The organism is Aliiroseovarius halocynthiae (assembly GCF_007004645.1).
Lineage (GTDB): Bacteria > Pseudomonadota > Alphaproteobacteria > Rhodobacterales > Rhodobacteraceae > Aliiroseovarius > Aliiroseovarius halocynthiae.
Genome location: NZ_ML660019.1, coordinates 533,898 through 546,873 on the forward strand (window position 1 = coordinate 533,898; position 12,976 = coordinate 546,873).

The 12,976-nt window shown below is 58.9% G+C and carries 11 protein-coding genes; 7 read left to right on the plus strand and 4 right to left on the minus strand.

Translation table 11 applies throughout. From position 1 onward, the window contains the following. The first annotated feature begins 2 nt into the window (after nt 1-2). Together FIL88_RS02730 and FIL88_RS02735 are read left to right on the plus strand one after the other, a co-directional pair. Complete coding sequence (locus FIL88_RS02730; RefSeq protein ID WP_142852275.1) at nt 3-530, plus strand: hypothetical protein; 528 nt, start codon at nt 3-5, stop codon at nt 528-530. Beyond that, nucleotides 530-1,945 (plus strand): 3'-5' exonuclease, encoded by a 1,416-nt coding sequence (locus tag FIL88_RS02735; RefSeq protein WP_322788870.1) that lies wholly within the window; start codon nt 530-532, stop codon nt 1,943-1,945. Before FIL88_RS02730 ends, FIL88_RS02735 begins: the two co-directional genes overlap by 1 nt. A gap of 21 nt (nt 1,946-1,966) precedes the next feature. On the opposite strand, the gene FIL88_RS02740 is transcribed toward FIL88_RS02735, so the two are convergent. Both FIL88_RS02740 and FIL88_RS02745 read right to left on the minus strand, forming a co-directional pair. Continuing rightward, nucleotides 1,967-2,734 (minus strand): amino acid ABC transporter permease, encoded by a 768-nt coding sequence (locus FIL88_RS02740; protein ID WP_142852276.1) that lies wholly within the window; start codon nt 2,732-2,734, stop codon nt 1,967-1,969. A 10-nt stretch (nt 2,735-2,744) separates the two neighbouring features. Further along, nucleotides 2,745-3,446 (minus strand): amino acid ABC transporter ATP-binding protein, encoded by a 702-nt coding sequence (locus tag FIL88_RS02745; RefSeq protein ID WP_142853424.1) that lies wholly within the window; start codon nt 3,444-3,446, stop codon nt 2,745-2,747. Nucleotides 3,447-3,600: 154 nt separating this feature from the next. Between FIL88_RS02745 and FIL88_RS02750 the strand changes: the two genes are divergently transcribed. Beyond that, nucleotides 3,601-4,377, plus strand: a complete 777-nt coding sequence (locus FIL88_RS02750) for a transporter substrate-binding domain-containing protein (protein WP_142852277.1) — start codon at nt 3,601-3,603, stop codon at nt 4,375-4,377. A 44-nt stretch (nt 4,378-4,421) separates the two neighbouring features. Here FIL88_RS02750 and FIL88_RS02755 read toward each other — a convergent pair whose 3' ends face one another. Beyond that, nucleotides 4,422-5,537 carry a THUMP domain-containing class I SAM-dependent RNA methyltransferase gene (locus FIL88_RS02755; RefSeq protein WP_142852278.1) on the minus strand — a complete coding sequence of 372 codons (1,116 nt, stop codon included), beginning with the start codon at nt 5,535-5,537 and terminating at the stop codon, nt 4,422-4,424. Between the two features lie 53 nt (nt 5,538-5,590). Then, nucleotides 5,591-6,193, minus strand: coding sequence for a DUF1285 domain-containing protein (locus FIL88_RS02760; protein WP_407642314.1), 603 nt, complete (start codon nt 6,191-6,193; stop codon nt 5,591-5,593). Between the two features lie 58 nt (nt 6,194-6,251). On the opposite strand from FIL88_RS02760, the gene FIL88_RS02765 reads away from it, so the two are divergent. The 4 genes from FIL88_RS02765 to FIL88_RS02780 are packed head-to-tail and all read left to right on the plus strand — an operon-like array spanning nt 6,252 to nt 12,974. Then, nucleotides 6,252-7,256, plus strand: a complete 1,005-nt coding sequence (locus FIL88_RS02765; protein WP_142852279.1) for an AAA family ATPase — start codon at nt 6,252-6,254, stop codon at nt 7,254-7,256. Then, a complete protein-coding gene (locus FIL88_RS02770) occupies nt 7,253-8,131 on the plus strand; it encodes a DUF58 domain-containing protein (RefSeq protein WP_185960820.1) in 879 nt (292 codons plus the stop codon). Before FIL88_RS02765 ends, FIL88_RS02770 begins: the two co-directional genes overlap by 4 nt. Then, nucleotides 8,128-10,887 carry a DUF4159 domain-containing protein gene (locus FIL88_RS02775; RefSeq protein ID WP_142852280.1) on the plus strand — a complete coding sequence of 920 codons (2,760 nt, stop codon included), beginning with the start codon at nt 8,128-8,130 and terminating at the stop codon, nt 10,885-10,887. Before FIL88_RS02770 ends, FIL88_RS02775 begins: the two co-directional genes overlap by 4 nt. Continuing rightward, nucleotides 10,884-12,974: a DUF7408 domain-containing protein gene (locus FIL88_RS02780; protein ID WP_142852281.1), complete on the plus strand. Its 2,091-nt coding sequence runs from the start codon at nt 10,884-10,886 to the stop codon at nt 12,972-12,974. The genes FIL88_RS02775 and FIL88_RS02780 overlap by 4 nt, the downstream gene beginning before the upstream one ends. Nucleotides 12,975-12,976: the final 2 nt, after the last annotated feature.

Here is a 12,976-nt window from a genome sequence, read left to right on the forward strand (position 1 = left end):
TGATGTTCTTTGAGATGGTCGCCACACTGGTATCAGGCTTTGCAGGCGCAGGTGTGGTGCTGCTTCTGAACAAGATCAGCGGCGGGCGCTTGCCGAAATGGGCCATGCCCGTTGGTGCGGGGCTTGCCATGATTTCGACAACGATTGCCAACGAATACGCGTGGTACGACCGCACGCAAGCAACCTTGCCCGAAGGAATGGTCGTCATTCACACGGTTGAAAAACAAACGTTCTATCGCCCTTGGACCTATGTGAAGCCCTTCACCGAACGGTTCATCGCCCTGGACGAGCCGTCGGTGCGCACCCACGACGCCCGGCCGTCCATGCGTATGGTAGACACATATTTCCTTGGCCGTTGGTCCGCGCCAGAAAAGATGGTGATGCTGGCGGATTGCGATGCGGGAAAACGCGCCCCGTTGATCGATGGCGTCTCGTTTGATGCGGACGGCGAGATCAGCGGCGTAGATTGGTTCGCCCCGGAAGAGGGGGATCCGCTGCTAACAGCCATCTGCAAGCTTGAGGTGTCGTGATGCAGATCCTGACCAAATTGTCGCTTCGATTGCGTGTCTTCCTTTTCTTCGCCCTGATGGCTGTTGCATCGGTGTTGTTGGTTCTTGGGGCGCTCTTTGTCGGGGCCAGCCGCGCCACGCCGGAAGACATCGCGTCGGGTTTTGTCTTTGCAGGGGTTTTGTCGGGCTTTGGCCTTCTGGCGCTGATTGCTGGTGTGTGGTTCCTGTTCGATGAAAACATCGCCCGCCCGATCGAACGTCTGGCCTCGGGACTAAGGACCAAGGCCCATGCTGGCTCTGGGGACGTCGACACGCACAGCGCACGTTTTCTGGGCGATTTGGCACCTGCGGCTGAAGCCATGTCAGAACAGTTGATGAAATCCACTATGGATCAGGCCAGCATTGTCGCCGCGGAAACGCAGCGCCTGTCAGCAGACAAGGCGCGCCTAACGGCTTTGCTGTCAGAAATCCCGGTGGCCATGGTGCTGATCAATCCCGCCCATCAGATCGTTCTTTATGACAAACAGGCCGCCGCTGTGTTGTCCCAGGTCAGCCCGGCCCGTCTGAACGCCTCGATCTTTGATTATTTTCAGAAAACCCCGTTTATGGCGGCTTATAAGAAGATGATCTCGACAGGGTTTGAGCAGAGCTTTACGGACCTATCCGCCGCCAATGGGCTTGAATTCGACGCCCGTCTGAAGCCACTTGCGCCGGGCGAAGGTTATTTGCTGATAATTGACGATGCACATACCACCATTGCGCCCGACGAAGGCCGCCCTGTGGTATTCGATTTTGATCTGATGGAAGGTCAGGCGACAGGTGATCTGATGCAGATGAGCCTGCGCGACCTGACCTATGTGGTGTTTGATACCGAAACCACGGGGCTATTGCCACATAAGGACGAGATCGTACAGATCGGTGCCGTGCGCGTGGTGAAAGAAAAGATCGTTCCCGGGGAAGAGATTAACCAGCTTGTGGACCCGGAAATGCCGATCCCTCCGGCGTCGACCAAGGTGCACAAGGTCACGGATCGGATGGTGGCAGGCAAGCCAACAATTCGCGAGGCAGGCAAGACCCTGCACGAGTTTTCGCGCGGCGCCGTATTGGTTGCTCATAATGCGCCTTTCGACATGGCGTTCTTGCGCCGTCACGCCGAAGCTTGTGATGTCGAATGGACCCATCCAATTCTGGACACGGTTTTGTTGTCTGCCGTGTTGTTTGGCACGACCGAGGTGCACACGCTGGATGCGCTATGTGATCGTCTGGGCGTGGTGATCCCACCTGAACTGCGCCATACCGCGCTGGGTGACGCCCGCGCCACCGCAGATGTGTTGTGCAAGATGCTGGCGATGCTTCATTCCAAAGGGATCGAGACGCTGGGTGGCGCAATTGCTGAGGCGAAGAAACACAAACGCCTTTTGGAAGACTTGAACTAATGCACCATTGATCGTGCAGGGTTAGCGGCTTTCATCCGCCCCCATGCGTCGTTCCAGCCAGCGCACCCCGGCCGAGATAATCAGGACCAGTACCAGATATTCCAGGATTAACAGCGTATAGATCTCAAGCGGGCGGTATTCGGTCACGACCAGCTCGTTTGCGCGGCGGGTCAGTTCCTGCATGCCGATCACGGAGGCAAAGGCGGACATCTTCACGATATAGATGAACTGGTTCGCCAGTGGGGGCAGAATACGCCGCACGGCTTGCGGCAGGATGACATAGCGCATCGCCTTGGCGCGGCTCAACCCGATGGTCTGCGCGGCTTCAGCTTGCCCGCGCGGGACGGATTGAATGCCCGCGCGGAAGATCTCGGCGGTGAAGGCGCTGTCGGATAGGGCGAGTGTGATTACCGCGCCCCAGAATGGATCGATGGATATATTGATCCCCATACTGCGCGTGACAACGGGCAGGCCATAAAAGACCCAAAACAGCATTGGCAACAGCGGGATTGCACGGATGAATTCGACATAAATTCGGTTGGGCAGACGCAGCCAACGGTTCTGCGCGAAGGCCGGAAGCGCGACCAGAAGCCCGATGCCGATCGACGCCACCGCAGCGAGTACCGAGATTTGGATGGTTGCCGTGAACCCACGGATCAGGAAGCGGATGTTGGTCCATCCGGTGTCCGTCGAGGGGTCGATGACATACCATCCCCACGTGCCCGGAGCAGCAGAGCAAGCTGTCAGCGTCGTCAGCGCCGCGATCAGGGCGATTGTTCGAAATTTCATATCGGTCCCGCTAGTGCTTCAGGATTTTGTCAAGGAAAAGTGCGAAACGTTCAGATTTCGGTGCTTGGAAAACCTGCTCGGGCGCACCGATTTCGACGATCTCGCCCGCGTCCATAAATGCGATGCGGTCGGCGACGCGACGCGCGAATCCCATTTCATGGGTGACGCAGATCATGGTCATGCCATCGGCGGCCAGATCCTCCATCACCTCCAAAACCTCGGCAATCATCTCGGGATCCAGCGCGGAAGTAGGTTCATCAAACAGCATCAGCTTGGGTTCCATACACAAGGCGCGTGCGATTGCGACGCGTTGTTGCTGGCCGCCGGACAGTTGCGCGGGGCGTTTATCGGCCTGTTCAGGGATACGTACACGTTCCAGATAGGCGCGCGCACGTTCTTCGGCATCGACCCGGGACAGGCCAAGCGCCTTCACCGGGCCAAGGGTCAGATTATCCAAAACCGTAAGATGTGGAAACAGGTTAAAGCTTTGAAATACCATGCCTATGTCGCCGGGGCGCTGGGTCTTCATCCCCCCACCTTGCAAGTGGATCCTCCCCTCTTGATGAGTTTCAAGCCCGGCCAAAAGGCGCACGACCGTGGATTTTCCAGATCCTGATGGGCCGCAGATGACCAATTTCTCGCCAACCTCGACCGTCAACGAAATGTCTTTCAACACCTGAAAGTCGTCATACCACTTCGAGACGTCCGTCATTTCAACGGCGGTGTTCGCTTGATTTTTGTTCTGCACTTGTTCCACGCGCCATTTTTTGTTCAACTCATCGTGATTGATGATCCATTTCGAATACGATCACGTAACCTATATGGATGAGAATTCGTATTTATAACCACCAAAAGGACACGGTGCGATGAACTTTTTGAGAACTCTCGGTGCAGGACTGCTGGCTTTGGCGACGCTGACAGGGGCCGCCGCGGCACAATCTGCATTGAACGAGATCCTGTCAGGCGGGGTCCTGAAGGTGGGGACAACCGGTGACTGGAACCCCATGTCGGTGCGCGATCCGGCGACCGAAAGCTATAAGGGTTATGACATCGACGTGATGACCGAGCTGGCAAAAGACCTTGAGGTGAAGCTGGAATTCGTGCCCACCGATTGGAAAACACTGGTGAATGGCATCGTGGCCGGCAATTACCACATGACCGGATCTGCGTCGATTTCGCCGTCGCGGATGAAGGTTGCGGGCTATTCGGACCCGTATATCTCGGTCCAGATTTTGCCCTTTACCACGTCGGACAAGCTGGCGGGGTTTGATGGTTGGGATGCGATCAACGCGCCCGAGGTGAAAGTCGCAACGACGCTGGGCACCTCGTTCGAGAAAATGGTGAAAGAGTGGTTCCCAGACGCGGATATCAAAGTCGTTGAAGCCCCCGCGCGTGGCTATCAAGAGGTTTTGTCGGGGCGTGCAGATGTGTTCATCACCTCGAACATCGAAGGGGCGACGCTGACGCAGAAGTTCCCGCAGGTGACGGCCATTCCCGTGGAAGCCCCACGTGCACCGACCCCGATTGCGATGCTTCTGCCCCAGAATGATCAGGTCTGGATCAACTATGTGAACAGCTGGATCAAGCTGAAGCAGGAAAAGGGTTTCTTTGAAGAAACCGCAGCGAAATGGGGCCTGAAATAATCCGTCCCTCCAAACAGAAAAGGCCGGGCATGTCCCGGTCCTTTTTATGGAAGTGGGGCGGTTTGATAGAGCTTGACCTTGGTCCCACCATGATCGACTGGCGGGCCGGGTTGCTGAAAAGGTAGACCCGTTGCCTTGGCCAACCCGCCATCCGATGTGATGATCGCTACGCGCCAACCTTTGAACCGGTCCTGAAACACTTTTCCCATCGTGCCATAAAGCGCAAAGAGCAGTTTTTTGTTCCCGATCCGAGCCCCGTAAGGTGGGTTCACGATGATCAGGCCGGGATCCGTGTCTGGCCGCACGATGTCGCTGATCGAGGCCTCGGTAAACTGGCAAATTCCTGCGACACCCGCGCTTTCGGCGTTTTTTTGACTGTTCGCGATCGCCCCTGCGTTTCTGTCAGATCCGAAAAATCGAACATCCTCGGAAAAGGCCGGAGTGTTTGACAGCTTCAGAGCTCCAAACAGTTCAGCGTCAAAACTTGCAAGTTTTTCAAAGGCGAAGCCACGGCTGCGACCGGGCAATAGCCCCACTGACATCTCGGCGGCTTCAATGAGAAATGTTCCAGATCCGCACATTGGGTCCAGAATCGGCTCGCCTCCGTCATATCCGGCAGCACGCAGAAAAAGTGCTGCTAGGTTTTCGCGCATCGGTGCCTTACCAGTCGCGGTTTTATGGCCGCGCTTGTGCAAGCTTTCGCCCGAACTGTCCAAACTGATGGTCACCAGATTGTCGTCGATCCGCACCTTGATCACCAGCGGGGCGTCTTTGCTGATCGGTGCGCCCAATGTCTCGGAAATCGCACGTTCGACCCGCTGTGCCGCGCCCTTGTGGTGATAGATCTTCGATCGTTTGCAGACGGCCTCGACCCGAATGGGCACATCTGCGCGCAGCACGTTGCCCCAAGGAAACTTGCGTGCGCGTTTGTCCAGCTGCGCCATGTGAAACGCGCGAAATTCGCCCAAGCGGACCAGCACGCGCGTTGCACCGCGCAGGGTCAAGTTGGCACGCCAGACTTCAGACCAGTTGCCACGCGTCGTCACGCCGCCGGGGCTGACCACGGGCGTCGCAAAACCTGCTGCACGGGCTTCGTCCGCCAGATGGGGTTCAAGGCCAGGAGGCGCAACAAAGAATATTTCAAGATCATCGGTGCTCATGCGGCCTTCTATCCCATGTGCCGTGCCGCGACGAGCGAAATGCGACGCTTTGGTCAGCAGAGGCCGTCGGTTGGGATCAGCGGAAAGAATTTCCCATCCGACCAGACGCCAAACCACGAGGCTCCGTTATGATCTTCAGCGACACCCTGATCGATCATGCGATAGAAGGTCTTGCGGTCGATTAGTGCCTCGAGCCCCGCTCGGACTTCGACATAGGGGCAAGGGGCGTCAAGGGTGCAGGCCAGACGCAACGGGTGTTCTGGTCCGGCGGTGACGCGACCTCCGACCTTAGTGGTGAAGGTTAGCCGTTGATCGCGACCTTCGCCCGTGATGGACATATCCGTGGCGACAAAAGGTGCGTCGTCGACCGTGATGCGCCACTTTTCAACTGGGGTTACCAGATAATAGGCCCCGTCTTCACGCTTCAGAATGGACGCAAAAAGCCGCACCAAACCTTCGCGTTTGATCTCTCCGCCTTCGTGAAACCACGTCCCATCGCGAGCGATGCGGATATCAATCTCGCCGCTGTAATTGGGGGTCCACAGATGCACCGGGGGCAGGGATCTATCAGTGTTGGCTGTGACGGCCTTGGACACTGCATCCATGTCAAACATGCGACTTTCCGTCGATTTTCCGGCATTTGGCGATTTTGTCATTTGGTCCCCATGATAAACTGGCCTTAAATGAACTTAGGAGCCACGCAGAGGAATTGCCATGCAAAGCGATGATTTACTACGCGACGTCGAAGCACTTGGGGCCAAACTGTCCGAGGCACGCCAGATGGTCGGGCGCCGGATCATGGGGCAAGATCAGGTGGTGGATCTGACGCTTGCAGCCATTCTGGCAGGCGGACATGCTTTGCTGATTGGCCTGCCCGGGTTGGGCAAAACCCGTCTGGTCGAGACATTGGGAACAGTTATGGGGCTGCATGATGGGCGGATCCAGTTCACACCCGATTTGATGCCATCAGATGTTCTGGGCGCCGAAGTGCTTGAGGAAAGCGACACAGGTGCGCGGTCGTTTCGGTTTATCAAAGGCCCGGTATTCTGCGAATTGCTGCTCGCAGACGAAATCAACCGCGCCAGCCCACGCACTCAGTCGGCACTGCTGCAAGCCATGCAGGAACACGAGGTTTCGGTCGCGGGGCAGACCCATGATCTGGGGCAGGTGTTCCACGTTCTTGCAACGCAAAACCCGCTTGAGCAAGAGGGCACCTATCCGCTGCCCGAAGCACAGTTAGATCGGTTTTTGGTGCAGATCGATGTCGATTACCCGGACCGCGATGCTGAACGGGATATTCTGCTTGCCACAACGGGGACAGAAGACGCGCAGGTTTCGCCGGTGTTTGGTCGTGACGATTTGATTGCAGCGCAGACTTTGTTGCGACGGATGCCCGTGGGGGACAGCGTGGTCGAGGCCATTTTGGATCTGGTTCGCGCCTGTCGCCCGGACGATCCAAGCGCCCCGCAGATTATTCGCGATGCGGTCAGCTGGGGGCCGGGTCCACGCGCGACGCAGGCGTTGATGTTGCTTGCGCGGGCGCGGGCATTGTTGGATGGGCGCTTGGCGCCAGGGATCGACGATATTCACGCGCTGGCCGCGCCGGTGCTGGGTCATCGAATGGCGCTGGGATATGCCGCGCGGGCCGAAGGGCGCTTGTTGTCTGATGTGATCGGTCAAACGGTTACTGAAGTGCTGGATAAAAAGGCCGCGGCGTGACCTCAACGGAAACTCCCCTGCAGCTTCGGTCCCGTGCCGAGGCCTTGGCGTCGCGTCTTCCACCACTATTGGTGGCTGCACAGCATCTGGCCCAATCGGTCGAGCTGGGCGAACATGGGCGGCGTCAATCCGGGCAGGGCGAGGCATTTTGGCAGTACCGTCGTGCTCAGCCTGGGGATCCGGCGCATCGGATCGACTGGCGGCGGTCGGCGCGGTCGGACCGGCACTATGTGCAGGAAAAGGAATGGCAGGCGGCCCATTCGGTCCAGCTTTGGGTGGACCCGTCGCCTTCACTTGCATTCGCATCTGATGCGGCTTTGCCTGAGAAGCGCGAACAAGCGCAGTTGATCGCCTTGGCGCTTGCCGCGCTGCTTTTGCGCGGAGGCGAGCGCGTTGGCCTGCTGGGAGGGGCTGAGGTCCCAAAGCGCGGTCAGATGACACTGTCACGCTTGGCGGATCAGTTGATGTTCCCCAGCAGGGACGTGCCATTATCCGCCCATTTCGCACATCGGCGGGCACGACAGGTGGTGTTTTCTGATTTTCTTGGGTCCCTCGAGACTACGCGTGCGTTCGTAGAAACGGCGCAGGGCCGCGGCCAACAAGGCGTGTTGTTTCAAGTGCTTGATCCAATGGAGGAACTGTTTCCCTTTCAGGGCCGTGTCTTGTTTCAGGATGTAGCGGGCGGGGTGCGCCACGACACGCGCGAGGCAGCAGATTTGCGCAATCGATATTTGGACCGGCTCGCCAGCCGTAAGGACGAATTGAGGGATCTTGCGAACCGTGCGGGCTGGCGTTTCTACAGTTATCACACACAGGATCCGGCTTCTGCAGCGCTGCTGTGGTTGTGGAACGCAATTGGGGAGCCGAGCCGGTGAACATTTTAGGCATAGGCTTCACCGCGCCACTTTTGTTGTTTGGCCTTTTGGTGCTTCCCATAATTTGGTGGCTGCTTCGTGCGGTGCCACCTGCGCCACGTAAACAGGTTTTCCCGGCGGTCACACTGCTTTTGGGGCTTGAAGATAAGGTCGTGCAGGCGGACCGCACCCCGTGGTGGCTATTACTTTTGCGACTTTTGGCTATGGCGACCATAATTATTGGATTTGCTGGTCCTGTGCTGAATCCCGACACTTCTGGACCGCGTGATGGGCGGTTGTTGGTCTTTGTGGATGACTTCTGGCCTGCTGCGTCAGACTGGCCGCAGAGGGTGCAGGCGATTGGGAATGCACTTGATGAAGCTGGCGTCAATGCCCGCCCAACGGCGATCGTATTGGCAAGTTCTGCAGTGCGAGCCGACGCCGCACCAAACGTGGACTGGCAACCGGCAGATGTTTGGGAAAGTGCCCTTCCGGGGCTGGCTCCGGTTGCGTGGGACGGCGCGTATGATTGGGATTGGGTGACGGCGGTTGGCGATGCCGACGTTCTGTGGCTGTCGGATGGGGTCGCACGTGCTGGCCGAGAGGACCTGATTGCAAAATTCGAACAATTGGGCCAGCTCGACGTGCGAGAGCCTTCAGCGCCTCGATTGGGCATATTGCCTGCGGTGCTGGATGGCGGGGATTTGGTGGTGTCGGTGTTGTCGACAGGGCCTGGCCCGGTCTCTGACGTCACATTAGAGGCGCTTGGCCCGGATCCCGAGGGGATCGACCGGGCGCTGTTGTCTGCGTCCGTCGCATTTGACGCCGGGGCACGTCGCGCGGATTTGCGCCTGACTGTTCCAAGCGAGTTGCGCAACCGTATTGACCGCATTCAGATCGCAAATCACCGGGCATCAGGTGCGGTGACGCTGGCGGATGACAGCCTGCGCCGCCGTAAGGTGGGGCTCTTGAACACTGCGGGTGAACGCGAGGGGCTAGAGCTGCTGTCTCCGCTTCATTACCTGCGCGAAGCATTGGTGACCACGTCCGAGGTTATCGAACTGCCTGCGCTGACCGAGCTGATCAAGGCCGGGCCGGATGTGGTGATCCTGCCTGACGTGGCTAACTTTGCGGAAGCCGACCGTAAGGCCCTTGTGGATTGGGTCGACGGCGGGGGGCTTTTGTTGCGATTTGCCGGGCCTCGGTTGGCGGCATCTGATCTGACGCAACGAGAGGCTGATGAACTGCTGCCCGTCCGATTGCGTGCGGGCGGGCGCGTCGTTGGCGGTGCGATGAGTTGGGGCGACCCGCGCGTGCTTGCGCCATTCCAAGAAAGCTCGCCTTTCTTCGGCCTTCCGCTCCCTGACGATGTACAGATCGAGGCGCAAATTCTGGCTCAGCCCGGCCCGGATCTGGCCGAGCGTACGATTGCCACCTTATCAGATGGCACACCCATCGTGACGCGCAATACGCTGGGCGCGGGCCAGATCGTATTGTTTCACATTTCGGCCAATGCCGAGTGGTCTACGCTGCCTTTGTCCGGCCTATTTGTCCAAATGTTAGAGCGGCTGGCCATCGCATCCAAGGGGCAAACACGCGACAGTGTTGCGCTGGACGGCACCACATGGGTCGCAACCCACAAGTTGGACGGGTTTGGCATCTTGTCGCCAGAAGATGCCGCGCCCGGCGTGCCGGGTCCGAAGTTGGTCGATCCCGTCGGACCTGATTTGGCGCCGGGGCTGTATGCTGACGGTGACAGGGTGCAAGCGGTGAACGTGTTGCGTGCAGACAGTGTGCTGGATCGTGCTGTGTGGCCCGCCAGGGTGGAGCCGCGGTGGGATGTTCAGTCGCAACGGCAAGAACTTGGTCCATGGCTGTTGGCGCTTGCATTGCTGTTGGGCGCGCTTGATGTGGTTCTGACGCTGTGGCTGGCGGGACGGCTTTTTCCGGGTGTGCAACGGGGGGCGGCCAGCGCGCTTGTGGGGCTTGCATTGGTGATCGCACCTCAGGCATCAGACGCGCAAACCGAGACCCCCCCCAGCGTTCTGGATGCGGCCAATATTGTGACACTGGCACATGTCCTGACCGGCGATACGCAAGTGGATCAGGTGGCGCGCGCTGGGCTTCTGGGGCTGACGGACCAGTTGTATCTGCGCAGCTCGGTCGAACCTGCACCGCCTGTGGGTGTGGATATCGAGATCGACGATCTTTCCGTATACCCCATGCTGTACTGGCCTTTGACGGATACAGCGCCGATCCCCAGCCCTGATGCGATCCTGCGTCTGAAGCGGTATCTTGCGGCGGGCGGTTTGATCTTGTTTGACACACGCGATGCCGGAGTCGGCGGAGGCACAGCAGCCAGCCGCCGCCTTCGGTCCGTGGCATTGCCACTGAACCTGCCGCTTTTGGATCAGGTACCTTATGATCATGTGCTGACACGCAGTTTTTACCTGCTGCAAGAATTTCCAGGCCGCTACCGAGGTCCGGTTTGGGCCGAAGCCGCGCTGGCGGATGCCGAACAAGTCGAGGGCATGCCATTTCGCAACCTGAACGATGGAGTGACGCCGGTGATTGTTGGCGGAAATGACTGGGCCAGTGCATGGGCCATCCGTGCAGATGGTCGCCCCATGTTTCCAGTCGGACGTGGGCAGGCGGGGGAACGTCAGCGCGAAATGGCGGTCCGGTTCGGTGTGAATCTGGTGATGCATGTGCTGACAGGAAATTACAAATCCGATCAGGTTCACGTGCCTGCCTTGCTTGAGAGGTTGGGGGAATGAACGCGACGTCTCTGCACTTCGCCCCCGGGCTGCCGTGGTCTGTGATCGCAATGTTGGCTGCGCTTGCGGGCGTGTCGTTGGTGTGGGCCATCTGGCGCGGGCTGCCGGGGTGGCCCCTGCGGGCCTTCGCTGCTTTGGTTTTGCTGGCGGCCCTGACGGGTCCGTCGTTGCAACAAGAAGAACGTGACCCGCTGACAGATCTTTTGTTGGTGCTCGAGGATGACAGTGCCTCGCAATCCCTGTCAGATCGGCCAGCACAAAACGCAGCCGCTCGTGATGGGCTGATGGCGCAGATCTCGGCACGTGCTGGGGTGGAACCAGTGTTGCGTACCTTGTCAGATCTGGTGCCTCGGACAGAAGACACCGATGACAGTACGCGCCTTATGGCCGCGCTGAAACAGGCATTGGCCGAGCTTCCGGCGAACCGTTTGGCCGGTGTTTTGCTGATCACTGATGGTGTGGTGCATGATCTGGATGGCGCCCCCGGCGTGCCTGTGCCGATGCATGCCATGATTTCAGGGCGTGCAACGGATTGGGATCGGCGGATCAGCGTTGTGGATGCCCCTGCTTTTGCCATTCTCGGTGAAGAAATCGAGCTGCGCTTGAAGGTGGAAACGCTTGGTCGTGCCCCAGCAGCGCAGGCCCCGACGCGACTTTCTATGTCCCATGACGAAGTGGTTTTGCCCGATATTCCGGTGATTGACGGGCAGGACATCGTAGTTCCGCTGACCTTGCAACATGCGGGCCGCAATCTGATCCATGTGACATTGCCCGAGGGCGAAGGAGAGCTGACTGGCCGCAACAACGAAGCGGTGATCGAATTGAATGGGGTGCGTGACCGGTTGCAGGTGCTTCTGATCTCGGGCACGCCGCATCCCGGAACGCGCACCTGGCGTAACCTTCTAAAGTCCGACAGCGCCGTGGATCTTGTTCATTTCACCATTTTGCGCCCGCCTGAAAAACGCGATGGTGTTCCAGTGAACGAGCTAAGCCTGATTGCCTTCCCAACGGATGAGTTGTTCATCAACAAGATTGACGAGTTCGACCTGATTATTTTCGACCGCTACCAATTGCGAGGCATCCTGCCCAGCTTTTATTTGGCGAGCGTGCGGGACTATGTGCACCGGGGCGGGGCGGTGTTGGTTGCAGCGGGACCGTCCCTGGCAGGCGTCGACAGCATCGCGCGAACTGGGCTTGCCGATATTCTACCTGCACGGCCAACGGGCCGGCTGTATGAAGAACCATTCCTGCCGGAGGTGACTGAAGATGGCCAGCGCCATCCGATTACGCGCGATTTAAGGCAATTCGCCCCTGAAGGGGGCTGGGGGCCGTGGATGCGTCAAATCGGGGTTACGCCCCAGCAAGGCCATGTGATCATGTCCGCACAGGACGAAGAGCCATTGTTAATTGTGGACCGCAGCGGCGAGGGACGCGTGGCGCTTCTGGCCTCGGACCATGCGTGGTTGTGGGCACGCGGACATCAGGGCGGGGGGCCGCAGCTTGAGCTTTTGCGCCGTTTGGCCCATTGGCTGATGCGCGAACCCGAACTCGAGGAAGAGGCACTGTCGGCACTGGCAACCGAAACCGGTGTCACCGTCCGGCGCACGACAATGCAAACCGATTTGCCGGACGTTACGTTGATTGATCCAAGCGGAGGAAGTCAGTCCGTGACGTTGAAACAAGCAGTCCCCGGAGTGTTCGAGGCAACGGTCCCAACGGATGTCACGGGGTTGTTCCACGTCACGCAGGATGACTTGTCGACGGTTGTCGTCCGCGGGGCTGCGACCTCGGTCGAGTTCAGCAATCCCTTGGCGCAGACCGACGACATCGGCCCGATTTTGGCCGCCAGCAACGGCGTGGCGCGGCGTATGGAAGACGGCTTGCCCAGTTTGCGTGCTGTGCGTGCGGGTCAACCTTCGGCAGGGCGCGGGTGGCTGGGATACGTCCCGCGCGACGCCTATGTCACGACGGCAATTCGCCTGCGCGCGTTGGCCCCGCCTGCGCTGTTTTTGATACTGGCTGCGATTGCCTTGGTGCTTGCATGGCTTTGGGAAGGTCGCGGGGGTGCGGCACACCGCAGCGACTGAAC

Bases quoted from the DNA above. Each gene is read 5' to 3' on its own strand.
- FIL88_RS02730 (WP_142852275.1), top strand. From the start codon at position 3: ATGTTCTTTGAGATGGTCGCCACACTGGTATCAGGCTTTGCAGGCGCA.
- FIL88_RS02735 (WP_322788870.1), top strand. From the start codon at position 530: ATGCAGATCCTGACCAAATTGTCGCTTCGATTGCGTGTCTTCCTTTTC.
- FIL88_RS02740 (WP_142852276.1), bottom strand. From the start codon at position 2,734: ATGAAATTTCGAACAATCGCCCTGATCGCGGCGCTGACGACGCTGACA.
- FIL88_RS02745 (WP_142853424.1), bottom strand. From the start codon at position 3,446: ATGACGGACGTCTCGAAGTGGTATGACGACTTTCAGGTGTTGAAAGAC.
- FIL88_RS02750 (WP_142852277.1), top strand. From the start codon at position 3,601: ATGAACTTTTTGAGAACTCTCGGTGCAGGACTGCTGGCTTTGGCGACG.
- FIL88_RS02755 (WP_142852278.1), bottom strand. From the start codon at position 5,537: ATGAGCACCGATGATCTTGAAATATTCTTTGTTGCGCCTCCTGGCCTT.
- FIL88_RS02760 (WP_407642314.1), bottom strand. From the start codon at position 6,193: ATGACAAAATCGCCAAATGCCGGAAAATCGACGGAAAGTCGCATGTTT.
- FIL88_RS02765 (WP_142852279.1), top strand. From the start codon at position 6,252: ATGCAAAGCGATGATTTACTACGCGACGTCGAAGCACTTGGGGCCAAA.
- FIL88_RS02780 (WP_142852281.1), top strand. From the start codon at position 10,884: ATGAACGCGACGTCTCTGCACTTCGCCCCCGGGCTGCCGTGGTCTGTG.